Source organism: Zoogloea sp. (genome assembly GCF_041914405.1).
In the GTDB taxonomy this organism is placed as follows: Bacteria; Pseudomonadota; Gammaproteobacteria; order Burkholderiales; family Rhodocyclaceae; genus Zoogloea.
The window spans coordinates 30,669-54,515 of record NZ_JAYSDK010000037.1 but is presented as its reverse complement, the minus strand read 5'-3'; the positions used below and the strand labels follow the sequence as shown (position 1 = coordinate 54,515).

The following is a 23,847-nucleotide window of genomic DNA, read 5'->3' as shown; positions in this document are numbered from 1 at the left end:
GAGCGCAACCTTGCCAAGGTTGAGGTCGAGAGTTCGAGACTCTTCTGCCGCTCCAAGACGCAACGGGGAAAACGAGTGATCGTTTTCCCCGTTTTCGTTTGTCCTTCGGCTGTGTTCACAAGCTCGTCGGGCTGTTCCTGTAGGGGCGAATTGATTCGCCCGTCGAGGCTGATCAAACGTTTGGAGGGCGAATGAATTCGCCCCCACGGAAGGAGCTGGGGGGAAGTCTCCGGTCAGCGCTTGCTCCCATGATTCATCCGCCCACAGCCTTTCTGCAAGACGCCTGTCACCGTCCCTACCTACTATCGTCATTACCGGCCCCACGGTTTGGTGTGGCTGAAACAGCTGGGAGATGAAGATGCGGCGTTTCCTGTTGGCGGGTGTGCGGCGCTGGGTGCGATGGACCTGTGGTCCGGAGGCCGAGAGCTTTCTTCTCGATGACGAATGGTGTTTGCCGCTTTTCGTTCCTGATGCGGGGGACGTTCACGAAATCTGAGCCGTTTGCCATACCGTCCGTGCGTTCCATGCTCGCCAGCCGTGCCCAATCGATCTAGTCTTCGGACTGGACGTGGTGAAGGAGGCACTTATGGAGGGCAGGCGGATCTGGGCGGGGCTGCTGGGCCTGCTGCTGGCCGGGCCGGCGCTTGCCGTCTTCAAGTGCACCGGGGGCGATGGTCGGGTGACCTATACCGACGTGCCATGCGCTGCTGACTGTCGTGGGCAGGCCCTTGATGGTGCGCCTCCGCTGAGTCCGCGGGAGGAGGCGGCTGCGCATCGGCGTGGCGAGCGTCTGCTGGAAGATGCACGCGCGCTCGATGCGCGCCGCAATGCAGAGGCCGCTGAGCGCCAGCGGCGCTGGGAGGCGGAAAAGCAGGCGGAGTTGGTCCAGTCCCGCGAGCAGATCAGGGAGGACGCGGAGCATTCGACGGTGGTCTACCCGGCCCCATCGTATGCGCGTCGATGGCCGCCACCTAGGCCGGTTCAGCCCAAGCCGAAGCCAGTCCAAAAGGAACGTTCGGCCCGGATGAATGCCTACCCGTTCCGCTGATCCGGCAGGACGCGAATCTGGGTGGTGAGGGTTGAAGCCATTTCGGCGAGATCGCCGTCGTGAAGGATCAGCAGACGGACCGGATGCTGGCTGAGGTTACGGTGCAGGCTCGCTTGCAGCGCGTCCATGACGCGAGCCGCGGCGCCCTCGACCGGTGAGTCCAGCACGATCAGCGTCGGGCGCCGCGGTTGCCAGCGGGCCAGTGCGGCGAGACGGGGTTCATCCACGTTGGTCAGCCATGCGTCGTCCCAGGGTTCGTCGTTCCGCCGTGGCAGGAACCACAGCAGCGGACGCAGTTGAACGCCAATCCGGTAGGCGATGCCGCCGAGGCGGCTGCGCGTGTCGAGCTGGTGATAGCCGGCCAGGCGGTAGCCGAAGGCATGCACGCGCTGCCGCTGCGTCGGGCTGACGATGGCACAGGCCAGCGGGCGCGGTGCGGCGGGAAAGTGCCAGGGCAGTAGCGTGGCGCCCGATCCGGCACCGTCCATGACCCAATCCTGCAGCACCTTATCCAGCGGCGCCGGGCCAGATTCGTCCAAGGGCTGGCCGGTGATCGGCTGTAGCGCGGCGGTGTCGTAGCGCTCACGCAGGCGCGGCAGCCGCGGGGCCACGGCGACAAGCAGCGCCGCGGCTGCAGCCAGCCCAGTGCTCAGCACGCGAATCGGCTCCGCAGCTCGTTGAGGTTGAGTTCCGCCAGGATCGCCTCGATGCGCTCCATCGCGTTCTTGCGCGGCCGGCCGGTGTGGCGGGCGATGATCAGCTCGTTCTTCATCGAGTGCTCCCAGCCAACCAGTTCGGTCACCGTGACCTGGTAGCCGTGGGCTTCTAGCTGCAGGCAGCGCAGCACGTTGGTGAGCTGGCTGCCGAATTCCCGCGTGTGGATCGGGTGGCGCCAGATCTCCGACAGGGGCGTCATGCCGAAGCTGGCGTTCTTGTTCTGGCGCAGCACGCTGGCCACCTCGGCCTGGCAGCAGGGCACCAGCACCACGAAGCGGGCATTCTTGGCGAAGGCGAACTGGATCGCGTCGTCGGTGGCGGTGTTGCAGGCGTGCAGCGCGGTGACCACGTCGATGCGCTCGGGCAGCTCGGTGGAGCGGGTGGATTCCTCCACGCTCACGTCGAGGAAGCGCATGCGCGGGAAGCTCAGCCGCTCGGCCAGTTCGCGGGAGCGGGCGACCAGCTCGGCGCGGGTCTCGATGCCGTAGACCGTGCCGGCCTCCCTGGCCTTGAGGAACAGGTCGTAGAGGATGAAGCCCAAGTAGGACTTGCCGGCACCGTGGTCGGCCAGGCTCAGGTCGCCGTGCTGCTCCAGCACCTCGGCGAGCAGCGGCTCGATGAACTGGTATAGGTGATAGACCTGCTTGAGCTTGCGGCGGCTGTCCTGGTTGAGCTGGCCGTCGCGGGTCAGGATGTGCAGTTCCTTCAGCAGTTCGATCGACTGGCCGGGGCGGATCTCCGGATGGACTGCCGGCTTGGCCTCGGCGGCTGGGCGGGCAGTGCCCGCGGCGCGCTTATTCCTGGCCATGCTTCTTGGACTCGGACAGGCCAAGGGCTTTCCAGCCGGCGATGCCGAGCTTCTGCAGGGTTTCCATGTTGCGCTCGTAGATCATTTCCGCTTCCGGGAAGGCTTCCACGGCGCGGTCGATGCTCGCTTCGCGGATCAGGTGAAGGGTTGGGTAGGGCGAGCGGTTGGTGTAGTTGGTGATGTCGTCCGGCTCGGTGCCCTCGAACTGGAAGTCCGGGTGGAAGCTGGCGATCTGCAGAACGCCTTCCAACTCGTGCTCGCTGACTGCCTCGTCGGCGATCTGCACGAGGTCGTTGAAGTCGAGAAAGTCGGGGAACAGGGTCGGATGAACCAGCAGCGTGGTGTCGGTGACTTCGGGATCGACCTCAGCGAGGTGATCCAGCTCCCGGTCCAGGTCTTCCAGGAAACCATCGATATGGCGGGCATCGCTGACCACGATGCGGACCTGGTTCTTGACGTACACCGACTTGGCAAACGGGCACAGGTTGAGGCCGATGACGGCCTTTTCGATCCATTCGCGGGTCGCGGCGATGATTTCTTCGTGGTTCATGGTGCGGTGTTTCCGGGGAATTCCTTCGAGGGACGCCATTTTGCCCTGATAATGGCGGGCTTTCATTGATTCAACGCACGCCCATGTCCATCCAGTGGTTTCCCGGTCACATGACGTCCGCCCGCAAGAAGGCGGCGGAGAGCATGGAGCGCATCGATGTGGTCATCGAGGTGCTCGACGCCCGCCTGCCCGAAGCGAGCAGCAACCCGATGATCCGCGAACTGCGCCTGCATCGCCAGCGGCCGTGCCTGAAGATCCTCAACAAGGCCGACCTCGCCGATCCGGCGGTGACAGCCCAGTGGATCGCCCACTACAACGCCCAGAAGGGCGTCAACGCGGTGGCGCTGTCGTGCAAGAAGCCCAGCGACGTGGCCAAGGTGGTCGGCTTGTGCCGGCCGCTGGCGCCGCACCGCAACGATCGCCTGAAGCCACTGCGCATGATGATCATGGGCATCCCCAACGTCGGAAAGTCGACGCTGATGAATGCGCTGCTGAAGAAGCGCGTGGCCAAGGTTGGCGATGAGCCGGCTGTGACCAAGAGCCAGCAGATCCTCGATCTGTCGCCGACGGCGACCCTCATCGACACGCCGGGCATGATGTGGCCGAAGATCGAGCACGATTCCGACGGCTTCATGCTGGCCGCCAGCCACGCGATCGGCCGCAACGCGGTGATCGATGAGGAGGTTGCGAACTTCCTCGGCGACCTGCTGCTGGCCCGCTATCCGGCTCTTGTCACCAAGCGTTATGGGGTGGCCGTCGATGGCCTGGACGGCCCGGCGCTGGTGGAGGCGATCGCCCTGCGCCGCGGTTGCCGCCTGAAGGGCGGCGGGCTGGACATCGAGAAGGCCTCGCTGATTCTGCTGCAGGACTACCGCGACGGTGCCCTCGGCCGCGTCAGCCTGGAAACGCCGACGACCCGCGCGGCGATGATGGAAGCCCACGCCGCCATGCGGGCCGCTGCTGCGGCGGCGAAGGAAGACGAACGGGATCCGGACGCAGACGAATAGGCAGCAGGGGAGGATTCGGCTCGCAGTTTGCGAGCCGAATCCGCGCGGACTCAAACCCGCAGCAGCACCGTCTTCAGCGGCGGATTACCGTCCGTGCTCGGGAAATCCTCCTCCGGCGTGATCCACTCCATTTCTCGCACCTCGCGTCCGGCCTTACGGGCGCTGCGCAGCAGCTGGTCGGCCCAGGCCTCGCGGTCTACCTGGGCGACATTGTTGCAGCACACCAGCGTGCCGCCTTCGGCCGTGCAAAGCAGCGCCGGCTTGAGCAGCGCTGGATAGTCATTCACCAGGTCCACCACGCCGAAGGCGCTCTTGGCGTAGCGGGGGGGGTCGAGGAAAACCAGGTCGAAGCTGTGTTTCTCCAGCTCCGGGAAGGGCGGCATGCGCTTGCCGCGTACCACTTTCGGCTGGCCGATGCCGGATAGCTGGCGCATCGCAGCGAAGGCATCGCTCTTCACGAAACGCAGGCGGATCGGCAGTTCGTTGAGGCGTGCATTGGCCTTGCCGACGGACAGGCTGGATTCGGCGAAGTCTACGTTCACCACGTGGCGGGCGCCGGCCTTGGCCGCGGCAACCCCGACGCCACAGGTATAGGCGAATACGTTGAGCACCGATTTCCCGACAGCTTCGGCCATCACCTTGCGGCGTGCCGCGCGCAGGTCGAGGAACAACCACGGATCCTGCCCGGCATGGCGGGCCTGTACGTTGTACTTGACCCCCAGTTCGGAAAACTCGCGCAGGGCTTCGGCCTTGGCCAGAAGCTCAGGCGGCAACGGGTTGCTGATGCGGGAATTGGAGTGGCTACGGTCGTTGTAGATCAGGTCGAGGCCCGGACAGGCTTCGGCGTAGAAAGCGGTGACGGCTTCTTCTTCGGCCAGGCTCAGCGGGCTGTGGAAGGTCTGCACGAGGAGTAGGTCGCCGTAGCGGTCCACGGTGAGGCCGGGGCGGCCTTCCACGGTGCCGTGGAAGAGCCGGTAGGCGTTGGTCTGTTCGGCTTCCAGGCGGGCGATCAGTTCATGGCGGGCAGTGAGAGCCTGCGCCAGGGCAGGGATGAGGGTGGCGGAGCGTTCTGGCATGGTGGCGATTCAGCGAGTGGCGTTGTTGTATGGCTCAGAGGCCGAAGAATTCTCGGATCTTCTTGCCCAGGGCGGCGACTTCGGAGCCCCGGTTGGCATTCTGGCCGGTTTTGTCCTCAGCATACCCCCTTTCCAGGGCCTGGAAATGACTGAGGCGTTGTTCGAGGATGGACGACATGCCCTCGGCGAGCTCCGGGCGGCCGCGGATGATGTGCTCGAAGCCAGCCTTGTCGAGACGGTAGGCCTCGACGTCGGTGGCTGCGATCACGGTGGCGCGGCGGGGCGCGCCGGTCATCAGGCCGAGTTCGCCGAAGACGCTGCCCGGGCCGCGCTTTTCGAGCAGGCGCGGCGGGCTGCCGTCGGCGGGGTGCCACCAGGCTTCGGCCTCGCCGCTGACGATGATGTACAGCCAGTGGGCGATGGCACCCTGGCGGGTCATGATGTCGCCGCGGGCGAAGGGCGCGTTGACGAGGCGGCCGGCCAGTTCCAGCTGCTCCGCCTCTGACAGGCGCGAGAACAGGTCGATCTGGGCGATGGCCTGTTGGCGGCGGTTCAGCTCGCGGGCGCGGACCTCCTCCCGATGGGCTTCGCCTTCTGCCACCAGGTGGATGGTCTGGTCGCTGACCGCCAGGCGCAGCCCTTCCCGCTGCAGCGCGGCGAGGATGTGGTGGCGGACTTCCGAGTCGGTCACCTCGTCGGGCCCCGGATCGAGCAGCCAGTAGCGCACTGCGTAATGGGCATAGCCCGGGCCGAAGTTGAGTAGCAGGCACTGGGGCGCCGGGGTGGCGCTGACGTTGGGGATGCGGGCGGTGGAGATGTCCTGCAGCACGGTGCTTGTCACGCGGCCCGGCGGCACCGACAGATCCACGTCGAAGCTGATGCTGCGTCGTTGCAGCGGCAGGGTCTGGCGCTTGTTGCAGATCAGCGCGTAGCGGTTCTTCATCAGGTGGCTGTTTGGAATCACGACCCGCTCGCCGCTGCGGCAGATGATGGCGGTGTAGCGCCACTGGATGTCGCTGACGCGGCCGGCGAGGTCGTCGATCTGAATCCAGTCGCCGATCTCCAGGGAGTTGTCCATCTGCAGGGCCAGCCCGCCGAGCAGGTTGCCGAGGGTTTCCTGCATCGAGATGGCGACCACTGCGGTGAGCACTGCCGATGTGGTCAGCAGGTGGGACAGCTGCATGCCGGCCAGGTTGAGGCGCAGGAAGGCCCAGGCCACGTAACCGATGATGACCAGGATGTCGCCGAGGATGCCGGAGATGCGGATGCCGATCCGCGGCAGCACTACGTCGAACAGGGCCAGCCCGAGGTAGCGGATCACCGCCAGCCCTTCGCCGAACACTGCCATCTGGCGTAACCAGTGCAGTGCCGCGGGTTCCATGTGTCCTTCCAGGCTGCCTGCCAGCAGGTCACCGAGCAGGCAGGCGGTGAAGAACACGCCGGTATTGACGAGGGAGCGCCGCCAGCTGCGCAGCGGGCCGAAGATGAGTGCGCCGCCGACGATCATCAGCAGGATGGCGAACGGAGCCTCCGGGCTCAGCAGGGGAATATGCATGGTCTACGGGATGCCACGCCGGTGCGGCATCGTGATCGTTTGGGCAAAGGGGGCTGGCCCCGCGCCTCTATCGAGGGGCGGGGCCGGCGGTATCGTACGGGGGGTTAGAGCGCTGCGCGCAGGCGGGCCGCCATCTCGTCGAGTTCGACGCGGCTCGGCGCTGTGGCGGGCCATACGCCGGGCAGCTTGTCGCCGGTTACGCGCGGCAGCACATGGAGGTGGAAGTGGAAGACGGTTTGCCCGCCGGCCACCTCGTTGGCCTGGAACAGGGACACGCCTTCGCAGCCGGCGGCTTGTCGCACCGCCTTGGCGACCCGCGTGGTGGTGCGGAACACCGCTTCGGCGAGTTCGTCTTCCAGGGTGTAGATGTTCTCCCGGTGGGGCTTGGCGATGACCAGCGTGTGGCCGGGGTTGCCGGCCATGATGTTCATGAAGGCGAGGGTGTGCTCATCCTCGTAAACCTTCGATGCCGGCAGCTCGCCGCGCACGATGCGGCAGAAAACGCAGTCGTCCATAGGTCTCTCTCCTTGTGATGTGTTCTTGTCGTGCCGTGTGCGGGCGATGTCCTGATGCTGGGGCTAACCTTCCCGTGGGGGTGAATTCATTCGCCCTCAGTCGGTTGAATGAAGTCCGCGGGCGAATGAATTCGCCCCCACAACTGCACTCAGTCTTCGGCCCGCTCGGCCAGGGCCTTGCGCAGGTTGTATTCGTTCTGCCAGCTCTTGCGCAGCGGGTCGGCGTGGGCGTAGTGGCGGCTCTCTTCCGGGCTCTGGGCGTGGAAGGTCTCGACGGTGCGCTGCAGCAGGTGGTGGTGCGGCAGCATCGTACCGAAGAACAGCACGTCGTCGGCGCGCTGGATCAGCACGGTGGGGAAGTTCTCGACATCATAGTCGTCGAGCAGGTCGGCTTCGTCTTCCACGTCGAGCCACAGGAAGCGGGCGTTCGGGAACTGTTCGGCCATGGCTTCGAAGCCGGCGCGGTAGTCGCGGCAGGTGCCGCACCAGGCGGCACACAGGCAGGCGACGAGGAATTCGGGCGTATCGGTCGGGGTCGTCATGGGGCGGTCTTGTCCGGATGGGCAGGGGCGGGCGCCGCCGGGGCGCTTTCCAGGGCGATCCACTTCAGCCACTGGCCGCAGGCGTTGCGCGGGCCGCGGCGGCTGGTGCCATGCCAGGGGCCTTCCTGGCAGAGGCCGCGGTCGTTGTCCTCATCGTATTCGACGGTGTCGGGGTCGGCACCGGGCCGCCGCTCTCCACCCCAGCGGTTGCAGCTGAGGCAGCGGCGACGTTCTGCAGACTGGATGGCCAAGGCGAAGTTCCGTCCTGCTCAGTCGTCCAGCGTCGTCGAGGACAGCAGGGTGCCGTCCTCGGCGTAGGCCATCAGCGTGGTTTCCTCGTCGATCACCTGCACGACCTTGGCCTGCTGCAGGGCGCCGCTCGGGTAGTAGCTGTAGTGGTGGGCGGATTCGATCTCGCCGTAGACGACCTTCTCGCAAGCCGTCATGCGGTCGGCCACATCGTAGTAGGCGCGGTAGAAGGTGATGCGGTTGCGCAGGTCCGCCTCTTCCAGCGGTGAGGTGAGGTTCAGCGGCAGGCTGACGCCGCTGTAGGTGACGAAGTGGCGGACGGTGCTGGCAGTCTCGGTGCTCATGGCGTCATAAGGCGGGTTTGGATGGTGTCCCGCCATTATGACGCGCTGCCGCATCAATGGGGGGCCGCGGCGTCCTTGCGCAGGGCGTAGCGGTTGGCCAGCAGCGAGCACACGAAAAGCTGGATCTGATGGTAGAACATGATCGGCAGCACGATCAGGCCGATCGCCGGGTTGGCGCCGAACAGCAGCTTTGCCATCGGCACGCCGGAGGCGAGGGTCTTCTTCGAGCCGCAGAACACCGTGGTGATCTCGTCCTCTACCTGGAAGCCGAAACGCCGCGACAGCCAGGTGGTCAGCACCAGCACCAGGGCCAGGACCAAGGCGGCGCCGAGCATCGCGGTGAGCAGCGTGCCGATGCCGTTGTTGCGCCACAGGCCCGAGGCGACCGAGTCGCAGAAGGCCGAGTAGACCAGCATCAGGATCACCCAGCGGTCGAGCAGGGTGGTCAGTTTCTTGTGGCGCTGGTGCCAGGCGTGCAGCAGCGGACGCATCAGTTGGCCGAGGACGAGGGGCAGCAGCAGCAGCTTGGCGATGCTCAGCACGGTTGCCAGGAAGGGCAGGCCCTGGCCGTCCACGTGGGTGAACAGGGTCACCAGCAGCGGTGTCAGCACGATGCCCAGCACGCTCGACAGGGTGGCGTTGAAGATCGCCGCCGGCACGTTGCCGCGGGCCAGGCCGGTCATCGCCACCGACGACGAGATGGTGGACGGCAGCGCACACAGGTAGCAGAAGCCCAGTGCAAGGTCGCGGGGCAGCCACTGGCCGACCAGCGCGTCGGCAATGAACCACACCAGCGGGAAGACTGCGAAGGTCATGCTCTGCACCACCGCGTGAATGCGCCAGTTCATGATGCCCTGGCGCAGACTGGCGAAGGACAGGCCCAGGCCGTGCAGGAAGAACACGATCGCGATGCCGATGTCGGTGAGCACGTCGCCATGCAGCACGCCGCCGCTGCGGCCCAGGTCGGGCAGCAGGGTAGCGAGGACGACCGCGCCGAGCATGCCGACGAGGAACCATTCCTTGTGCAGCCAGGTGCGCAGTTGCTGGAGGCTGCCTGCAGTGTTGGGGTTGGAGGGCACGTTGGGCTCCATGTCGTTATGGGTATGGTGGTGCACTCTAAGGCGTGGCAGGCTGTCTTTCTAACGACAGATCGACAACGAATAGTGATTAACTGACAAGACATCCATGAACGCCCCCAACAAGCGCAACGTGCCGAGCATGGCGAGCCTGCCGCGCCCGCTGTTCAACCGCCACGAAAGTCTGGCGCCCGGCTCATGGACCGAGGAGCACAGCCATCCCTGGTGCCAGCTGTCCTACGCCAGCAGCGGCGTGCTCGGGGTGCGCACGGCGGCTGGCGACTACGTGGCGCCGCCGCGCTTCGCGGTGTGGATTCCGCCGGACCTGCCGCACCAGGTGGTCAATCGTCGCCGCACTGAGATGCGCAGCCTGTACGTCACGCCGGCCGCGGCGGCGGCTTTGCCGGCCGAGTGCTGCGTGCTGGAGATGAGCCCGCTGGTGCGGGAGCTGATCCGGCGCATCGGCGAGTTGCCGGTGGAGTACGACGAGGCCGGCCCGGCGGGGCGACTGGTGGCGGTGCTGCTGGACGAGCTGGCCGGGCTGCCGCGGGCCGGCTTCGGCCTGCCGCTGCCGAAAGACCGGCGCCTCGGCGTGATCTGCGCGGCGCTGCAGGAGCAGCCGGACGACACGCGCAGCCTGGCCCAGTGGGCCGTCGAGGCCGGCGCTTCGGAGCGCACCCTGGCGCGCCTGTTCGTCAAGGAGACCGGGCTAGGCTTCGGCGAGTGGCGACAGCGCCTGCGTCTGCTGCTGTCCCTCGATGCGCTGGAGGCCGGCGACAGTGTGACGGACGTGGCGCTGGCCCATGGCTACGAATCCACTTCGGCTTTCATCGCCGCCTTCCGCGGCATGTTTGGCGTAACGCCCGGCGAACTGCGCGGACGCGCCGCGTTATAAGAAGCGCCCCCAGGGCAGCGCTGCGCCCGACGTTTCCTTGAGCGCGGCGTGCGCTCTATTGCGCGGTAGCGGCTTCCGGTTCGGCCGGGGCGTTCATCTGGCGCAGCGTGGCGACCAGGTCGGTGAAGCGCTCGCCCTGGACCACCACGTGGGCGCGCAGCAGGCTGGCGGCCTGCTCGCCGTCGCCAGCGACGATCGCCTCGACGATGCCGGCGTGCTCCGAGAACGAGGACTGCATGCGGTTGCGCACCCGCAGCTGCAGGCGTCGGTAGGGGCGCAGGCGGCGGTGCAGCGCGGTGGCCTGCTCGGCGAGGAAGCCGTTGTGGCTGGCTTCGTAGATGCGGCGATGGAAGACCTCGTTGAGCTGGTAATACAGATCCGGCTTGCCGGCGTCCCGCGCCTCCTCGCAGGCCTGGTGGGCGTCCCGCAGGCGGGCCAGCTCGGCCGGCAGGATGCGCCGCGCAGCCAGGCGGCCGCACATCGACTCCAGCTCCGCCATCACCTCGAACATCTCGCACAGCCTGTCGGCGCTCATCTCAGGCACCGTCGCGCCGCGGCGCGGGCGGATTTCCACCAGGCCGATCGACGCCAGCTGGATCAGCGCCTCGCGGATCGGCGTGCGCGACACGCCGAAGGCGGCGGCCAGTTCCTGTTCGTCCAGGCGCATGCCCGGCGGGTACACGCCGGTGACGATGCGTTCCTCGATTTCCTCGCCCAGTTGCTCCGAGCGCCGGACCGGCGTGGGGTTGAGTGCGTCCATGTTTTGGCTCCTTTCGATTGACTATACAAAGCCCTTGACTTTGTGTCCACGGAGATTAATCTTGTATACACAAACAAAACTTATGAATACATAAGCGCCGCTAGTGAATTCATGAGTCGAGTTGAAAGCTCATCAAGAAGCTCAGGACAAACCATCACCGTGGCCCGGCCACACTAGGAGGAAACAAAATGATCATTTACGGAACGGCCATTCTGGCCGCCTGCCATCTGCTCGGCGTCTATATAGGCGACCTGCTGGGCGCCTTCATCGGCGTGAAGGCCAACGTCGGTGGCGTGGGCATCGCGATGATGCTGCTGATCTCGGCGCGGGTTTATCTGCACAAGCGCGGCCTGATGCCCGACACCACGGAAGCGGGTGTCGGTTTCTGGGCCGCCATGTACATCCCGGTGGTGGTCGCCATGGCCGCCCAGCAGAACGTGGTAGCGGCCCTCAAGGGCGGCCCGGTGGCGCTGATCTCCGCGGTCGGCGCGGTGCTGTTGTGCGCCTGCACGATTGCCCTGATCAACCGCACCGGACCGAAGCGCCAGGACACCGCCTGGCAGACCGGCACCGTGGCCGAAGAGTCCTGAGCCGGAGGAGACCAGCATGGAAATGATTGAACACGCCATCCGCGAAAACAGCCTCGTCGGCGCCTTCGCCTTCGTCGGCCTGATCATGTGGATCTCGGTCCACCTGTCCCGCAAGCTCACCTTCGGCCGCGTGCATGGCTCGGCCATCGCCATCGTGATCGGCCTCGCGCTGGCCTACTGGGGCGGTATCCAGACCGGCGGCAGCAAGGGCCTCGCCGACCTCAAACTGTTCGCCGGCATCGGCCTGATGGGCGGCGCGATGATGCGCGACTTCGCCATCGTCGCCACCGCCTTCGAGGTGCAGGTGGACGAAGCGAAGAAAGCCGGCCTGGTCGGCGTGATGGCCCTGCTGCTGGGCACCATCATCCCGTTCATCGTCGGCGCCTCCGTCGCCTGGTCGATGGGCTACACCGACGCTGTGGCGATGACCACCATCGGCGCCGGCGCGGTGACCTACATCGTTGGGCCGGTGACCGGAGCCGCCATCGGCGCCAGCTCCGACCTGATGGCGCTGGCGATTGCCACCGGCCTCATCAAGGCCATCATGGTGATGGTGTTCACGCCGGTCGCCGCCCGCTTCATGGGCCTCGACAACCCGCGCTCGGCGATGGTCTTCGGCGGCCTCGCCGGCACCGTCAGCGGCGTGTCGGCCGGCCTTGCCGCCACCGACCGGCGCCTGGTTCCCTACGGCGCGCTCGTCGCCACCTTCCACACCGGCCTGGGCTGCCTGATGGGCCCGTCGGTCCTGTTCCTGGCCACCAAGGCCATCGTCGGCTGAGCCGACTCCCCAACCTGACACAACAGGAGATTCCATGAACGCTCCCCATCCTGCCGGAGCCTGGGACACCCGTCGCCGTGGCCGCCAGCAGCGCCTGGAACGGGCCGCTGCCCTCGGTCTGGCGCGCCGCGTCGAGACGCCCCGCGTCGGCGAGCTGCTTGAAGCGGTGATCGAACCGGGCGACCGGGTCTGCCTCGAAGGCAACAACCAGAAGCAGGCCGACTTTCTTTCCGAAACCCTGGCCGACTGCAGCCCCGAACGCCTGCACGACCTGCACATGGTGCAGTCGGTGCTGGCCCTGCCCAGCCATGTGGATTTGTTCGAGCGCGGCATCGCCAGCAAGCTCGACTTCTCCTTCTCCGGCCCCCAGGGCGGGCGCCTGGCCCGCTTGGTGCAGGACCGCCAGATCGAGATCGGCGCGATCCACACCTACCTGGAACTGTTCGGTCGCTACTTCGTGGACCTGACCCCGAACGTGTGCCTGATCGCCGCCCACGCCGCGGACGCCGCCGGCAACCTGTACACCGGCCCCAACACCGAGGACACGCCGGCCATCGTCGAGGCGACGGCCTTCAAGGGCGGCATCGTGATCGCCCAGGTGAATGAGCTGGTCGACACGCTGCCGCGGGTGGACATCCCCGCCGACTGGGTGGATTTCTACGTCGTCGCGCCGCGCCCCAACTACATCGAGCCGCTGTTCACCCGTGACCCGGCGCAGATTACCGACGTGCAGGTGCTGATGGCGATGATGGCCCTGAAGGGCATCTACGCCGAGTACGGCGTCAAGCGCCTCAACCACGGCATCGGCTTCGACACCGCGGCCATCGAGCTGCTGCTGCCGACGTACGCCACCGAGCTGGGCCTGAAGGGCAAGATCTGCACCCACTGGGCGCTCAACCCGCACCCGACGCTGATCCCGGCGATCGAATCGGGTTGCGTCGAGTCCATCCACAGCTTTGGCTCCGAAGTGGGCATGGAGAACTACATCGCGGCCCGCTCCGACGTGTTCTTCACCGGCGCCGACGGCAGCATGCGTTCCAACCGGGCCTTCAGCCAGACCGCCGGCCTGTACGCCTGCGACATGTTCATCGGCTCGACGCTGCAGATGGATCTGGCCGGCAACAGCTCGACCGCCACGCTGGGGCGCATCACCGGCTTCGGCGGTGCGCCCAACATGGGCTCCGATCCCCACGGCCGCCGCCACGCCTCGCCGGCCTGGCTGAAGGCCGGCCGCGAAGCCGGCGGGCCGAACGCGATCCGCGGCCGCAAGCTGGTGGTGCAGATGGTCGAGACCTTCCGCGAGCACATGGCGCCGGTTTTCGTCGAGGAACTGGATGCCTGGAAGCTGCAGGAGAGCATGGGCATGGAGCTGCCGCCGATCATGATCTACGGCGACGACGTGACCCACATCGTGACCGAGGAAGGCATCGCCAACCTGCTGCTGTGCCGCACGCCGGAAGAGCGCGAACAGGCCATCCGCGGCGTCGCTGGCTTCACGCCGGTGGGCATGGCCCGCGACCGCCAGATGGTCGAGCAGCTGCGCCAACGCGGGGTGATCCGCCGCGCCGAAGACCTGGGCATCGATACTCGCCGGGCCAACCGCGACCTGCTCGCGGCCCGTTCCATCAAAGACCTCGTGCGCTGGTCGGGCGGCCTCTACGCCCCGCCGGCCCGTTTCCGCAACTGGTGAGTGCCATGGAAAAACTCGAATTCCGTTTCCCCGCCCAGCCCGCCACGCCGGCCGCCGGCGCGGCCCTGTGCGGCGTGGTCGGCTCCGGCAACCTGGAGATCCTGATCCGCTCGGGCGACGAGGCCGACACCTGCGTCGTGTCGGTGAAGACCTCGGCCCGCGGCTTCGGCCGCATCTGGGAGGCCGTCATCGCCGAATTCGCTGCTCGCCACGCGGCCGGCGGCACCCGCATCGCCATCAACGACATGGGCGCGACCCCGGCGGTCGTCAGCCTGCGCCTGGGCCAGGCCCTCGGCGAATACACCGGAGGTGTCCAATGAACGCGCCCGTGGCCAACAAGCTGGTGCTGCGCCGCAGTTACTTCGAGGCCAGCGCCCGCGCCCGTGTGGCGGCGGTGCTGGACGCCGGCAGCTTCCGCGAATTCCTGCCGCCGGAGGCCTCCGAGCCGAGCCCGCACCTGGCGGTGCTGGACATCCCCGGCGCCTTCGACGACGGCGTGATCGTCGGCTCCGCGACCCTTGGCGGCCGGCCGGTGCTGGTGATCGCCCAGGAAGGGCAGTTCATGGGTGGCGCGGTGGGCGAGATCCACGGCGCCAAGATCGTCGGCCTGCTGCGCCGCGCGGTGCAGGAGAAGCCGGCGGCGGTGATCTTCATGGCGGACTCCGGCGGCGTTCGCCTGCACGAAGCCAACGCCGGGCTGATCGCCATCTCCGAGATCATGCGGGCGGTGCTCGATACGCGGGCAGCCGGCGTGCCGGTGATCGCGCTGGTCGGCGGCAGCTGTGGCGCCTTCGGCGGCATGGGCATCGTGTCGCGCCTGTGCTCGGCGATCGTGATGTCCGAGGAGGGGCGGCTGGCCCTGTCCGGTCCGGAGGTCATCGAGACCGTCGCCGGCGTCGAGGAGTTTGACTCCAAGGACCGCGCGCTGGTGTGGCGCGTCACCGGCGGCAAGCACCGCTATCTGACCGGCGACTGCGTCGAACTGGTGGAGGACGACGCAGCCAGCTTCCGTGACGGCGCCATCGCGCTGCTCGCCGGCTGGCAGGAGCCCGTACCGGCGAGCAGCACGCTGCGCGCTGAGCAGACGCGCCTGACGGAACGCCGCCAGCGCTTCGCCGGCCTGCGCGATGGCCTCGACGTGTGGCAGGCCCTCGGCGTCGCCGAACCCAGACAGATTCCGCTGATGGACCGGGACAGCCTGGTCGCCCTGAAGAAAGGATTGCCGGCATGAGCCTCCAGTACATTCTCGACGGCCTCTTTCCGGCCGGGCACGACGTGAGCGTCCACGGCCAGCTCGTCGCCGGCTGCGCCGAGACTGCCCTCGGCACGGTAGCCGTGCTCGGCACCACCGACGCCGCCGCCATCGGCCACGACATCGCTCTCGGCCTGGCCGGGCAGGTGCTCGACGTGGTCGATCAGCATCCCGGCCGGCCTATCGTCTTCCTCGTCGATACCAAGGGCCAGGCCCTGTCCCGCGCCGAGGAGCTGCTGTGCCTCAACGGCAGCCTGGCCCACCTGGCCCGCTGCGTGGATCTGGCCCGTCGCCAAGGGCACACGAGCCTCGCGCTGGTGACCGGCGAGGCGGTCAGCGGCGGCTTCCTGTCCTTCGGGCTGATGGCGGATAAGACCTACGCGCTGGCCGACGCCCAGGTGCGCGTGATGGACCTGAAGGCGATGGCGCGGGTCACCAAGATCCCGCACGAGCGTCTGCAGGAACTCGCCGCCGAGTCGCCGACCTTCGCGCCCGGCGCCGAGAACTACCTGCGCATGGGCGCCATCGAGGCGATCTGGGACGCGCCCAGTGCCGCGCTGCTGGAGGCCGCGCTGGCCGGCCAGCAGGCCGCCGGGCCAGCCGCCGACGAGCGGATGGCCCGTGGTGCGGAGCGGGGCGGGCGCCATCTCGCCGTCGCCACGGCGGCGGCCGTGGTGTCGGCCTGAGGCACGCGGCCATGCGTCGCCACGATCTGGCCACGGTGCGTGCAGGGGCGCCAGTGCGCTTCCTGTGCGGTGCGCTCGACGACGCCCTGTCGGCGCGGGTTGCCGCGTGGATTGCTGCCGGCCGCCCGCTGGTGGTGGCGCGCCAACTGGCCGGCGGCAGCGAAGCCTTGCTGGGGCTGACCCTGCCGGCCGCAGAAGGGCGCCGGCGCGTCGGCTGCCTGGTGGAGAAGGCGGATCTGCTGCAGATCCGCCGTCCGCTGAGCATCGCCGAGTGCCTGCATCGCCTGGCCGACGACGTGGCCGCGCCGCTGGCCACGCTGTCGGAGCGGCTGGCGGCGGCCGGCGTGAGCGTCGGCGTCTACGGTTCGCTGGCCTGGGAGGCCTTGAGCGGCGAGGGCTACCGCCATTCGGAGTCCGACGTGGACCTGATCTGCGACGTTGCCTCAGCCGCCCAGGCCGAAGCATGCCTGCGTCTGCTCGCCGATGGTGCCGCGGCGCTGCCCTGCGGGCTCGACGGGGAGATCCGCTTCCCGGACGGCTGCGCGGTGGCCTGGCGGGAGCTGGCGGCGGCCTGGGGCAGGGCCGACGCGAAGGTGCTCGTGAAGGGCGGCGTGGATGTCGGCTTGCTGCCGCTGTCGGTGGTGCTGGAACAGTTCGAGGAGGATGCGCTGCATGTCTGACGCCCTAGCCCTGCGCCGGGATGATTTCCGCCCGGCCGTCTTGCCCACCGCCTCCGTGGAGGGCTTCGCGGCCCGCATCGGCAGCCTGGCCATCCGCGCCCTGTACCGGGAGGTGGCGCTGTCGCCGAAGCCCGGTCTGGTCAGCCCGGCCGATTCCGGCAGCCACACGGACATGGATTTCCGCACTTTCGTGCGCAGCCTGCAGTCCCTGCGCGATTACTTTCCCGAGATCGCCCGTGTCGGCGCCGCCAGCCCGTCCTTCGAGCCGCTGCGTCAGCTCGGTGTGGCCGCGGAGGCGAAGATGCTGCAGGCGACCGGCGGCATCAACACGCACCGCGGGGCGATCTTCAACATCGGGCTGCTGTGTGCCGCCGCCGGCGCGCTGCATGCGGAGGGGCGTGATTTTGCCGCGACCGATGTATGCGTCGAGGTGACACGGCGCTGGGGTGCTGCGATCCTCGGCTCGGCCAGCCCCGCGTCCCACAGCCACGGTGCCGAGGTGGCGCGGCGCTACGGCAGCGGCGGTGCCCGGCGGGAGGCGGCGGACGGATTTCCTGCTGCGCTGGAGGTGGGCTTGCCGGCTTACCGGGAGGCCCTGCGGCTGACCGGCGATCCGCAGCGCGCCGCGCTGCAGTGCTTGTTCGCGCTGATCGCCCGCCTGGAAGACACTAATCTGCTGTGGCGCGGCGGGCCCGAAGGGTTGGCCTTCGCCCAGTGGCGCGCGCTGGATTTCCTCGCTGCCGGCGGCGTGGCCGCGGACGGTTGGGAGGCGAGGGCGCAACAGATCCACCGGGAATTCGTCGCCCGAAACCTGAGCCCCGGCGGCAGCGCTGACCTGCTCGGGGTCACGCTGTTTCTCGACGCACTCTGAGGCCTCCCATGCGCCTGGCGATTCTGTTCAGCGGGCAGGGCAACCAGCAGCCCGCTCATTTCGACGCCTTGCGACAAGGCGCATCGCCCGAACTGGGTGCGGCGCTGGCTGAGGCGATCCCGGAAACATGGCGTGCAGCGGCGCCGTCTGTCGCCGAGTTGCAGGCCAACCGGGTCGCCCAGCCGCTGATCTTCGCCTACCAGATGCACCTGTGGCGCCAGTTGCAGCCTGCGCTGCCGCGGCCGGTGGCCGTGGCGGGCTATTCCCTTGGCGAAATGGCGGCCTGCTGCGCCGCCGGTGCTTTTCCGCTGGAAGCCGGTGTTGCGTTGTGCGCGCAGCGGGCGGCGCTGATGGATGCCTGCGTGGACGGCCCGGCTGGTTTGCTGGCGGTGCTCGGCCTGTCTGCCGACGTTGTGGCGGAACTGGCGGCGCGCTGCGGTCTGCTGGTGGCGATCTGCAACGGGCCGGACCACTTCGTGCTCGGTGGGCATGCCGCTGGCCTCGTCGAAGCCGAACAACTGGCGCAGGCGGGGGGGGCCAGCCGGGTGGTGCGCCTCGGCGTCGGCACGCCGTCCCACACGCCGCTGCTCGCCGCGGCCAGTAGTGGTTTCGCGACCTTGCTGGCGCCGTCCCGCAGCGGCCGGCTGGCCTTCCCGGTCTTCAGCGCCATCGACGGACGGGCTGCCCGTACGGCGGCCGACGGCATGGATGCGCTGGCGCGCCAGATCAGCACGCCGTTGGATTGGGACGCCTGCCTCGGCGCGGTGCTGGAGATGCAGCCGGACGTGGTGCTGGAGATCGGCCCCGGCAACGCGCTGGCGCGCATGTGGGGCGAGCGGGACAACGGTGTGCCGGTGCGCGCGTCGGACGATTTCCGCAGTGCCGCCGGCATCGTCGACTGGGTGCGCGCGCGGGGCTGAGCCCGCGCGGTGAACTGGGCTCAGCGAGCCGGGTTCAGGGTTTCGCCGGTGCGGCGGCCTGGGCCTTGAGCGGGGCGCGCAGGGCCTCGAAACGGGCCGGCGCGACGTATTGCAGGAGTTCCTTGCCCTTGCTGTCGAGCACCAGGTCCAGGCCCTTTTCCGGGTAGAGCAGGTGCTCCAGGTGGTCGTTGACGCGGATGCGCTCGGCAGGCGCTCCGAAGCGTTCCTGGATCACCGCGTCGTCCAGATTGACGCTGGGAATGAAGGCCAGGCCGCGGATCGGCGCAGCGAGGGCGGCGGCCCGGTCGGCGTCGGCCAGCGTGGCCTTGCGGGTGGTGCTCTGCATGTACTCGGTCTTCGGCGAGCGCTCGCGCATGCCTTCGATGGTGGCCTTGTCGAAGTCGGCGGTGACGATCAGCTTGCCGGCCACGAAGCCGGTGGTGACGCTCTCGTAATAGCCTTCCACGTTGCCCGTCTCGTTGGGCTCGGCGATCACCGCCAGCTGCAGCTCGTCGCCGAAGCGGGCGCGGGCGTCAGCCAGCGTGCTGCGCCCGAGGGTCAGCCCGAAGACCCGCGCTTCGCCCCCCCGCAACACGTCGATCTGCCACGGTAGGCCGGAGGTGGGCACCGCCTTCGGGTCGAAGTGGGCGTATTGCCACGCGGCGGGGCCGACGATCAGGGCGAGGAGCAACAGGACGACGGCAAGGGCGATCTTCATGGGATGGAGTTATTTAGTGGGGGCGAATTCATTCGCCCGCGGCGCTTGATCTGGGGATACAGGGCGAATGAATTCGCCCCTACGATTTCCCATGGTGCCCATGGATTTTCACAAACCCCCTGATCTTACGAAGGCAAGTGTGACAGGACTCAGTGGGGTGCGTGAAAGCCTTCCGGCACCTTGGCGTGGAAGACCACCGGCACGGCGGGCATGTCGAGCACGGACTGGCGGATCTTGCCGACCACGTGCATCTCGCAGCGCTTGCAGTCGAACCTGAGGGTCAGCTTTTCCTTGCCGTTGATCAGCGTCATCGGGTCGGGGCGGATGCCCTTCACTTCCTTCGGGCACAGGTTGAAGCTGTAGCGCAGGCAGTGTTTGGTGATCATCAGCGAGGCGTCGTCCACGTGCTCGTTGGCCTCGTAGGCGGCCTCGATCAGTTGCACGCCGTGGCGCTGGTAGAAGTCCCGCGCCTTCTGGTTGAGCACGTTGGCCAGGTAGCTGAGTTCGGTCTGCGGATACGGCACCGGCGGTTCGACCGCCGCCCGGCGCGGCAGCGGCGCCAGCGCTGCGAGGCGCGCGGCTTCCAGCTTTTCGACCGCCTCGCGGCGCAGGGCGTTGATGGCGCCGGCGGGCAGGAACCAGGCCTGGTCGAGCTGCAGCTCGATGGCGCGGGCGCTGAAGATCGTCGCGCCGAGCTTGCCGAGGTTGTCGCGCAGGCCGGCGAGGGCGCGTTCGGCGTCCTTGGCGGGCTCCTTGGCGTGGGGCAGTTCGGCGCTGGCGGACACGCCGGTCTCGTCGGTGAGGGTCAGCGCGAAGCCGTCCGGCGTTTCGGTGAGCTGCAGATCCACTGCGATACGGCGCTCGGCGGACTTCTTCTCGAGCATCTTCTCGAACTCGTGGTCGCGGTTGCGGAACACGCCGCTACCGGGGAAGAGTTCGGCCGGCACGGCGTCGGCGGTGTGCACGCGGAAATCGTCGCCGACGCGCTCGGCGCGGTTCACCCGCAGGCCGACCAGCTCGCCCTTGCGGTCGTAGAAGCTGAGGCCGTCGCCGTTGTGCAGCTCGACGGCGCTGGTGGTGTCAAACCAGCGGCGTTGCTTGCCGTCCAGGCGGATCACGCTGCCCACCGGCTCGCCGACGAACTTGGGCGAGTCGAAGGCGCCGATGTCGGCCTGGCGGCCGTTCACGAAGTAGTCGGTGGCGCCGCGGTTGAAGGTCTTGTCGGCCAGCGGCTGGAACAGGAAGGTGCTACGCCCGGCGGACGTGCGGGAATATTCCGGCGTGTCCTCCATGATCTCGTCGAGCAGCAGACGGTAGTGGGCGGTGATGTTCTTCACGTAGGCCATGTCCTTGTAGCGGCCTTCGATCTTGAAGCTGGAAATTCCCGCCTCGGCCAGCGCGCGCAGGTTGGCGCTCTGGTTGTTGTCCTTCATGGACAGCAGGTGCTGGTTGCTGGCGACGAGGTTGCCGTCCTTGTCGGCGAGGTCGTAGGGCAGGCGGCAGGCCTGGGAGCACTCGCCGCGGTTGGCGCTGCGGCCGGTGTGGGCGTGGCTGATGTAGCACTGGCCGGAGAAGGCCACGCACAGCGCGCCGTGCACGAAGAATTCCAGCGCGCAGTCGGTGGCGGCGGCGACCTTGCGGATCTCGGTGAGGGTCATTTCCCGCGCCAGCACGATCTGCGAGAAGCCCACGTCCTGCAGGAAGCGCGCCTTGTCGGCGTGGCGGATGTCGGTCTGGGTGCTGGCGTGCAGTTGGATCGGCGGCAGGTCGAGTTCCAGCAGACCCATATCCTGCACGATCAGCGCGTCGGCGCCGGCTTCGTAGAGCTGGCGGATCAGGCGTTCGGCGCTGGCCACTTCCTCGTCGTGGAGGATGGTGTTGCAGGCGACGAAGATGCGCGCGCCGAAGCGGTGGGCGTGGCGGGTCAGGCGCTCGATGTCCGCGATGGTGTTCTCGGCGTTGGCACGGGCGCCGAAGGCCGGGCCGCCGATATATACGGCGTCGGCACCGTGGTTGATGGCCTCGATGCCGATGTCCGCGTTCTTGGCGGGGGCGAGGAGTTCGAGCTGCTTGCGGGAATGGGTCATGGTGGTGCTCTCGGGGGTGAGTACGCTGCTCGTCCGGCAGCTCGCAACCCGCCATTATCCCCGGTCCCGCGGGGGGCGTCGACCATGGCCCCAAGACCCGCGCCGGGCCTGGATTTGCGTTTGCTCAGCGGCGCACGCAGGTCTCGGTGCCGAAGTTACCGCCCTTGAATTCGGGCTCGTAGTAGTACTTGCTGAAGCGCCACTTGCCGCCCTTGGTCTTGCTGAAGGCGGCGATGCCGGTGCCGTAGTCCTTGGTGCTGGTGTCGGTCAGCGCGAAGTGGATGGCCATCTGCCGGCCGTTGGCAGCGGCGTGGCCCGGATAGGCGCCGTAGCCGGGGACTTCCAGCTTGAAGCTGTAGGCGCCGAGCTTGCCAGTGCTCTGGCTGGGCACGCGTTCGAGGGTCACGGTGCCGGTGTATTTGCCTTCGTGGCTGTCGTCGCCGGTGCAGTCGTAGGTGCCGCTGAAGTCCTCTCCGCTGAAGGGAGCATGGGCGTAGGCCGAGCTGCAGGCGAGGCACAGGAGGAGGGCGGGCAGCGTGGAGGTCGTGGAAAGGCGCGTCATGTTGGGGTTCCGGAATGGATCGAGAGCGTCATTGAACCATGTTGCGCCGCGTTAGAACGACGACCCCGGGGTTTCCAGGAAGGCGATCTCGTCTTCGCTCGACGCCCGCCCGAGCACCGCATTGCGGTGTGGGTAGCGCCCGAAGCGGTCGATGATGGCCTTGTGGCGCAGCTCGAAGTCCAGGTTGCTCTCCAGGCCCGGCTGGCTGAACAGGCGGACGGCGTGGGTATGGATCAGCGCCGACTCGCTGTGCATGTAAGGCATGTACAGGAAGGCCCGGCGGGCAACCGGCAGTTCTCGGTCGGCGCCGCATTCGACTGCGGTTTGCGCCAGCACCAGGGCCATGCCGTCGCAGGCGAAGGCACGCGGGTTGTCGCGGAAGAGGTTGCGGGAAAACTGGTCGAGCACGATGATCTCGGCCAGTCGGCCATCGGCGGTGGAGCGCCAGGCGTGCAGTTCGCCGCTGGCCGCTGCTGAGTGCACCGCCCTGAAGCGGGTGGCGATGAGGCGGTCGAATTCGTCCGAGCGGGCAAACCATTGCCTGGGCGTGCTTTCTTTGAACCAGAAATCGAGTACGGCTTCGGAGTCGGGCAGGGATGCGGCCATGCTGCGTTGTCCTCCTGGTTTTGCGGGGCAGGGTTGTAAAACGGAATCATGAATCATCGTGTGCGCTTCCTGGCGCTTCAGTCGCTGCTGCAGGACAACCAGGCGTTCTGGCTGCCGCCCCCATTCTATGTGCATCGCCCGGCCTGGTGCGAAGAGTGGCCGGCGCTCGCGGAGGCGGTGCTTGGGTTGGAGGATGCCGAGCTCGAGGCCCTGGTCGCGTCCCCCGAGGCTTGCCGCGACTGGCTGGCCACCTATCTGCCGTTTGCCGGCGAACTGGGGCAACTCAGCGATGTGGCGCCACTGCCGGCCCGTAGCCTGGCGCCGAGCGGGGCGCGCTTCGACTGGTTCATTCCCGGCCGCAAGCGGGCCCAGATCGAGGCCTTCGCCAGCCATGGGCCAGCGGTGGCGGCACCGCTGCTGGAGTGGTGCGCCGGCAAGGGCCACCTCGGCCGGCGGCTCGCGCTCAGTGACGGCCAGCCGGTGAGTTCGCTGGAGATCGACCTGGACCTGTGCGAGGACGCCGGACGGCTGGCAGCCCGCGTCGGTGTGGCGCAGCAGGTGCTGTGCGCCGATGCGCTCGAAGCGTCGTCGCGGGCCCACGTGCGTGGCCGCGAGGTGCTGGCCCTGCATGCCTGCGGGGAACTCCACCGCTCCCTTGTGCGCAACGCGGGGGGCGATGGCGCCCATGCCTACCGGATCGCGCCGTGCTGCTATTACCGCGGCGCCCAGGACGGCTACCGGCCGGTCAGCCGCGAAGCCTCGCTGCCGCTCGACGGGCGCGCGCTGCGCCTGGCCGTGACCGAGACCGTGACGGCACCCCAGCGCCAACGCCAGCGCCTGGCCCGCGATCAGGCCTGGAAGCTGGGCTTCATCGCGCTGCGCAATGAACTCGAAGGGGAGGCCATCCGGCCGTTTCCGCCGATGCCGTCGCAGCTGCTGTCCGGCGATTTTCCGACCTACGGGGAGGCGGTCGCGCGCCGCCAGGGCGTCCGCCTGCCAGCGGAGCTGGACTGGGCCCACTGGCTGGCGGTCGGCGAACGGCGCCGCGGCGAAGTCCGCCGCCTGGAGCTGGTTCGCCATGCCTTCCGCCGTCCGCTTGAGATGTGGCTGGTGATGGACCTGGCGCGTGGTTTCGAGGAGGCCGGTTTCCGGGTGGAGGTCGGTACCTTCTGTGAGCGCAGTTTGACGCCGAGGAATCTGATGGTGCTGGCGGTGGCTGACTGACGTGTCGGGGGCTGAGGTATCTCGACGCTCGCCATGATCTT

The 23,847-nt window shown here is 67.8% G+C and carries 28 protein-coding genes; 13 read left to right on the top strand and 15 right to left on the bottom strand.

Annotated features, from left to right (window positions below):
• The first annotated feature begins 571 nt into the window (after positions 1-571).
• On the top strand, positions 572-1,048 hold the full coding sequence (locus tag ACE3RX_RS19360) for a DUF4124 domain-containing protein (RefSeq protein WP_374486606.1): 477 nt from the start codon (positions 572-574) through the stop codon (positions 1,046-1,048).
• Here ACE3RX_RS19360 and ACE3RX_RS19355 read toward each other — a convergent pair.
• The 3 genes from ACE3RX_RS19355 to ACE3RX_RS19345 are packed head-to-tail and all read right to left on the bottom strand — an operon-like array spanning position 1,033 to position 3,123.
• Positions 1,033-1,704: a hypothetical protein gene (locus ACE3RX_RS19355; RefSeq protein WP_374486605.1), complete on the bottom strand. Its 672-nt coding sequence runs from the start codon at positions 1,702-1,704 to the stop codon at positions 1,033-1,035. The genes ACE3RX_RS19360 and ACE3RX_RS19355 overlap by 16 nt on opposite strands.
• Positions 1,698-2,573: an SAM-dependent methyltransferase gene (locus tag ACE3RX_RS19350; RefSeq protein WP_374486604.1), complete on the bottom strand. Its 876-nt coding sequence runs from the start codon at positions 2,571-2,573 to the stop codon at positions 1,698-1,700. The genes ACE3RX_RS19355 and ACE3RX_RS19350 overlap by 7 nt, the downstream gene beginning before the upstream one ends.
• Positions 2,560-3,123 carry a DUF1415 domain-containing protein gene (locus ACE3RX_RS19345; protein WP_374486603.1) on the bottom strand — a complete coding sequence of 188 codons (564 nt, stop codon included), beginning with the start codon at positions 3,121-3,123 and terminating at the stop codon, positions 2,560-2,562. Before ACE3RX_RS19345 ends, ACE3RX_RS19350 begins: the two co-directional genes overlap by 14 nt.
• A gap of 83 nt (positions 3,124-3,206) precedes the next feature.
• On the opposite strand from ACE3RX_RS19345, the gene ylqF reads away from it, so the two are divergent.
• Positions 3,207-4,130, top strand: a complete 924-nt coding sequence (gene ylqF / locus ACE3RX_RS19340; RefSeq protein ID WP_374486602.1) for a ribosome biogenesis GTPase YlqF — start codon at positions 3,207-3,209, stop codon at positions 4,128-4,130.
• Between the two features lie 50 nt (positions 4,131-4,180).
• Here ylqF and ACE3RX_RS19335 read toward each other — a convergent pair whose 3' ends face one another.
• The 7 genes from ACE3RX_RS19335 to ACE3RX_RS19305 form a co-directional block, all read right to left on the bottom strand.
• Positions 4,181-5,206: a class I SAM-dependent rRNA methyltransferase gene (locus ACE3RX_RS19335; RefSeq protein WP_374486601.1), complete on the bottom strand. Its 1,026-nt coding sequence runs from the start codon at positions 5,204-5,206 to the stop codon at positions 4,181-4,183.
• A gap of 34 nt (positions 5,207-5,240) precedes the next feature.
• On the bottom strand, positions 5,241-6,761 hold the full coding sequence (locus ACE3RX_RS19330; RefSeq protein WP_374486600.1) for a cyclic nucleotide-binding domain-containing protein: 1,521 nt from the start codon (positions 6,759-6,761) through the stop codon (positions 5,241-5,243).
• 104 nt (positions 6,762-6,865) lie between these two features.
• Positions 6,866-7,276, bottom strand: coding sequence for an HIT family protein (locus ACE3RX_RS19325; protein WP_374486599.1), 411 nt, complete (start codon positions 7,274-7,276; stop codon positions 6,866-6,868).
• Between the two features lie 149 nt (positions 7,277-7,425).
• Entirely contained in the window at positions 7,426-7,818 is a 393-nt protein-coding gene (locus tag ACE3RX_RS19320) for a thioredoxin family protein (RefSeq protein ID WP_374486598.1), read from the bottom strand.
• Entirely contained in the window at positions 7,815-8,069 is a 255-nt protein-coding gene (locus ACE3RX_RS19315; protein WP_374486597.1) for a hypothetical protein, read from the bottom strand. Before ACE3RX_RS19315 ends, ACE3RX_RS19320 begins: the two co-directional genes overlap by 4 nt.
• 18 nt (positions 8,070-8,087) lie before the next feature.
• Entirely contained in the window at positions 8,088-8,411 is a 324-nt protein-coding gene (locus ACE3RX_RS19310; RefSeq protein WP_374486596.1) for a DUF6156 family protein, read from the bottom strand.
• 53 nt (positions 8,412-8,464) lie between these two features.
• A complete protein-coding gene (locus tag ACE3RX_RS19305) occupies positions 8,465-9,490 on the bottom strand; it encodes a bile acid:sodium symporter family protein (RefSeq protein ID WP_374486595.1) in 1,026 nt (341 codons plus the stop codon).
• Positions 9,491-9,596: 106 nt separating this feature from the next.
• Here ACE3RX_RS19305 and ACE3RX_RS19300 point away from each other — a divergent pair, with 106 nt between their 5' ends.
• Positions 9,597-10,382 carry a helix-turn-helix transcriptional regulator gene (locus tag ACE3RX_RS19300; RefSeq protein WP_374486594.1) on the top strand — a complete coding sequence of 262 codons (786 nt, stop codon included), beginning with the start codon at positions 9,597-9,599 and terminating at the stop codon, positions 10,380-10,382.
• 55 nt (positions 10,383-10,437) lie between these two features.
• Here ACE3RX_RS19300 and ACE3RX_RS19295 read toward each other — a convergent pair whose 3' ends face one another.
• Positions 10,438-11,142, bottom strand: coding sequence for a GntR family transcriptional regulator (locus ACE3RX_RS19295; protein ID WP_374486593.1), 705 nt, complete (start codon positions 11,140-11,142; stop codon positions 10,438-10,440).
• A gap of 188 nt (positions 11,143-11,330) precedes the next feature.
• Here ACE3RX_RS19295 and madL point away from each other — a divergent pair, with 188 nt between their 5' ends.
• Genes madL through ACE3RX_RS19250 form a run of 9 tightly spaced genes read left to right on the top strand, consistent with a single transcriptional unit; the run spans position 11,331 to position 18,609 of the window.
• The gene (gene madL, locus ACE3RX_RS19290; RefSeq protein ID WP_374486592.1) at positions 11,331-11,732 is read left to right on the top strand and encodes a malonate transporter subunit MadL; all 402 of its coding nucleotides are present in this window, start codon (positions 11,331-11,333) and stop codon (positions 11,730-11,732) included.
• Positions 11,733-11,748: 16 nt separating this feature from the next.
• The gene (gene madM / locus ACE3RX_RS19285) at positions 11,749-12,510 is read left to right on the top strand and encodes a malonate transporter subunit MadM (protein WP_374486591.1); all 762 of its coding nucleotides are present in this window, start codon (positions 11,749-11,751) and stop codon (positions 12,508-12,510) included.
• A 34-nt stretch (positions 12,511-12,544) separates the two neighbouring features.
• Entirely contained in the window at positions 12,545-14,200 is a 1,656-nt protein-coding gene (gene mdcA / locus ACE3RX_RS19280; protein ID WP_374486590.1) for a malonate decarboxylase subunit alpha, read from the top strand.
• A 5-nt stretch (positions 14,201-14,205) separates the two neighbouring features.
• Positions 14,206-14,520 carry a malonate decarboxylase acyl carrier protein gene (gene mdcC, locus ACE3RX_RS19275; RefSeq protein WP_374486589.1) on the top strand — a complete coding sequence of 105 codons (315 nt, stop codon included), beginning with the start codon at positions 14,206-14,208 and terminating at the stop codon, positions 14,518-14,520.
• Complete coding sequence (locus tag ACE3RX_RS19270) at positions 14,517-15,431, top strand: biotin-independent malonate decarboxylase subunit beta (RefSeq protein ID WP_374486588.1); 915 nt, start codon at positions 14,517-14,519, stop codon at positions 15,429-15,431. Before mdcC ends, ACE3RX_RS19270 begins: the two co-directional genes overlap by 4 nt.
• Positions 15,428-16,138: a biotin-independent malonate decarboxylase subunit gamma gene (mdcE, locus tag ACE3RX_RS19265; protein WP_374486587.1), complete on the top strand. Its 711-nt coding sequence runs from the start codon at positions 15,428-15,430 to the stop codon at positions 16,136-16,138. The genes ACE3RX_RS19270 and mdcE overlap by 4 nt, the downstream gene beginning before the upstream one ends.
• An 11-nt stretch (positions 16,139-16,149) precedes the next feature.
• Positions 16,150-16,818, top strand: coding sequence for a malonate decarboxylase holo-[acyl-carrier-protein] synthase (gene mdcG, locus ACE3RX_RS19260; protein ID WP_374486586.1), 669 nt, complete (start codon positions 16,150-16,152; stop codon positions 16,816-16,818).
• A complete protein-coding gene (gene mdcB / locus ACE3RX_RS19255) occupies positions 16,811-17,689 on the top strand; it encodes a triphosphoribosyl-dephospho-CoA synthase MdcB (RefSeq protein WP_374486585.1) in 879 nt (292 codons plus the stop codon). The genes mdcG and mdcB overlap by 8 nt, the downstream gene beginning before the upstream one ends.
• 8 nt (positions 17,690-17,697) lie before the next feature.
• Positions 17,698-18,609, top strand: coding sequence for a malonate decarboxylase subunit epsilon (locus ACE3RX_RS19250; RefSeq protein ID WP_374486584.1), 912 nt, complete (start codon positions 17,698-17,700; stop codon positions 18,607-18,609).
• A 34-nt stretch (positions 18,610-18,643) separates the two neighbouring features.
• Here ACE3RX_RS19250 and ACE3RX_RS19245 read toward each other — a convergent pair whose 3' ends face one another.
• The 4 genes from ACE3RX_RS19245 to ACE3RX_RS19230 all read right to left on the bottom strand — a co-directional run bounded on the left by ACE3RX_RS19245 (position 18,644) and on the right by ACE3RX_RS19230 (position 22,582).
• Positions 18,644-19,327: a hypothetical protein gene (locus ACE3RX_RS19245; RefSeq protein WP_374486583.1), complete on the bottom strand. Its 684-nt coding sequence runs from the start codon at positions 19,325-19,327 to the stop codon at positions 18,644-18,646.
• A gap of 149 nt (positions 19,328-19,476) precedes the next feature.
• On the bottom strand, positions 19,477-21,414 hold the full coding sequence (locus ACE3RX_RS19240; RefSeq protein ID WP_374486582.1) for a U32 family peptidase: 1,938 nt from the start codon (positions 21,412-21,414) through the stop codon (positions 19,477-19,479).
• 124 nt (positions 21,415-21,538) lie between these two features.
• Positions 21,539-21,976 (bottom strand): hypothetical protein, encoded by a 438-nt coding sequence (locus tag ACE3RX_RS19235; RefSeq protein WP_374486581.1) that lies wholly within the window; start codon positions 21,974-21,976, stop codon positions 21,539-21,541.
• Positions 21,977-22,027: 51 nt separating this feature from the next.
• Complete coding sequence (locus ACE3RX_RS19230) at positions 22,028-22,582, bottom strand: DUF924 family protein (protein WP_374486580.1); 555 nt, start codon at positions 22,580-22,582, stop codon at positions 22,028-22,030.
• 48 nt (positions 22,583-22,630) lie between these two features.
• Here ACE3RX_RS19230 and ACE3RX_RS19225 point away from each other — a divergent pair, with 48 nt between their 5' ends.
• Positions 22,631-23,806, top strand: a complete 1,176-nt coding sequence (locus tag ACE3RX_RS19225) for a methyltransferase (RefSeq protein ID WP_374486579.1) — start codon at positions 22,631-22,633, stop codon at positions 23,804-23,806.
• Positions 23,807-23,847: the final 41 nt, after the last annotated feature.

Bases quoted from the DNA above. Each gene is read 5' to 3' on its own strand.
- ACE3RX_RS19350 (WP_374486604.1), bottom strand. From the start codon at position 2,573: ATGGCCAGGAATAAGCGCGCCGCGGGCACTGCCCGCCCAGCCGCCGAG.
- ACE3RX_RS19345 (WP_374486603.1), bottom strand. From the start codon at position 3,123: ATGAACCACGAAGAAATCATCGCCGCGACCCGCGAATGGATCGAAAAG.
- ylqF (WP_374486602.1), top strand. From the start codon at position 3,207: ATGTCCATCCAGTGGTTTCCCGGTCACATGACGTCCGCCCGCAAGAAG.
- ACE3RX_RS19335 (WP_374486601.1), bottom strand. From the start codon at position 5,206: ATGCCAGAACGCTCCGCCACCCTCATCCCTGCCCTGGCGCAGGCTCTC.
- ACE3RX_RS19330 (WP_374486600.1), bottom strand. From the start codon at position 6,761: ATGCATATTCCCCTGCTGAGCCCGGAGGCTCCGTTCGCCATCCTGCTG.
- ACE3RX_RS19325 (WP_374486599.1), bottom strand. From the start codon at position 7,276: ATGGACGACTGCGTTTTCTGCCGCATCGTGCGCGGCGAGCTGCCGGCA.
- ACE3RX_RS19320 (WP_374486598.1), bottom strand. From the start codon at position 7,818: ATGACGACCCCGACCGATACGCCCGAATTCCTCGTCGCCTGCCTGTGT.
- ACE3RX_RS19310 (WP_374486596.1), bottom strand. From the start codon at position 8,411: ATGAGCACCGAGACTGCCAGCACCGTCCGCCACTTCGTCACCTACAGC.
- ACE3RX_RS19300 (WP_374486594.1), top strand. From the start codon at position 9,597: ATGAACGCCCCCAACAAGCGCAACGTGCCGAGCATGGCGAGCCTGCCG.
- ACE3RX_RS19295 (WP_374486593.1), bottom strand. From the start codon at position 11,142: ATGGACGCACTCAACCCCACGCCGGTCCGGCGCTCGGAGCAACTGGGC.
- madL (WP_374486592.1), top strand. From the start codon at position 11,331: ATGATCATTTACGGAACGGCCATTCTGGCCGCCTGCCATCTGCTCGGC.
- madM (WP_374486591.1), top strand. From the start codon at position 11,749: ATGGAAATGATTGAACACGCCATCCGCGAAAACAGCCTCGTCGGCGCC.
- mdcA (WP_374486590.1), top strand. From the start codon at position 12,545: ATGAACGCTCCCCATCCTGCCGGAGCCTGGGACACCCGTCGCCGTGGC.
- mdcC (WP_374486589.1), top strand. From the start codon at position 14,206: ATGGAAAAACTCGAATTCCGTTTCCCCGCCCAGCCCGCCACGCCGGCC.
- ACE3RX_RS19270 (WP_374486588.1), top strand. From the start codon at position 14,517: ATGAACGCGCCCGTGGCCAACAAGCTGGTGCTGCGCCGCAGTTACTTC.
- mdcE (WP_374486587.1), top strand. From the start codon at position 15,428: ATGAGCCTCCAGTACATTCTCGACGGCCTCTTTCCGGCCGGGCACGAC.
- mdcG (WP_374486586.1), top strand. From the start codon at position 16,150: ATGCGTCGCCACGATCTGGCCACGGTGCGTGCAGGGGCGCCAGTGCGC.
- mdcB (WP_374486585.1), top strand. From the start codon at position 16,811: ATGTCTGACGCCCTAGCCCTGCGCCGGGATGATTTCCGCCCGGCCGTC.
- ACE3RX_RS19250 (WP_374486584.1), top strand. From the start codon at position 17,698: ATGCGCCTGGCGATTCTGTTCAGCGGGCAGGGCAACCAGCAGCCCGCT.
- ACE3RX_RS19245 (WP_374486583.1), bottom strand. From the start codon at position 19,327: ATGAAGATCGCCCTTGCCGTCGTCCTGTTGCTCCTCGCCCTGATCGTC.
- ACE3RX_RS19240 (WP_374486582.1), bottom strand. From the start codon at position 21,414: ATGACCCATTCCCGCAAGCAGCTCGAACTCCTCGCCCCCGCCAAGAAC.
- ACE3RX_RS19235 (WP_374486581.1), bottom strand. From the start codon at position 21,976: ATGACGCGCCTTTCCACGACCTCCACGCTGCCCGCCCTCCTCCTGTGC.
- ACE3RX_RS19230 (WP_374486580.1), bottom strand. From the start codon at position 22,582: ATGGCCGCATCCCTGCCCGACTCCGAAGCCGTACTCGATTTCTGGTTC.
- ACE3RX_RS19225 (WP_374486579.1), top strand. From the start codon at position 22,631: ATGAATCATCGTGTGCGCTTCCTGGCGCTTCAGTCGCTGCTGCAGGAC.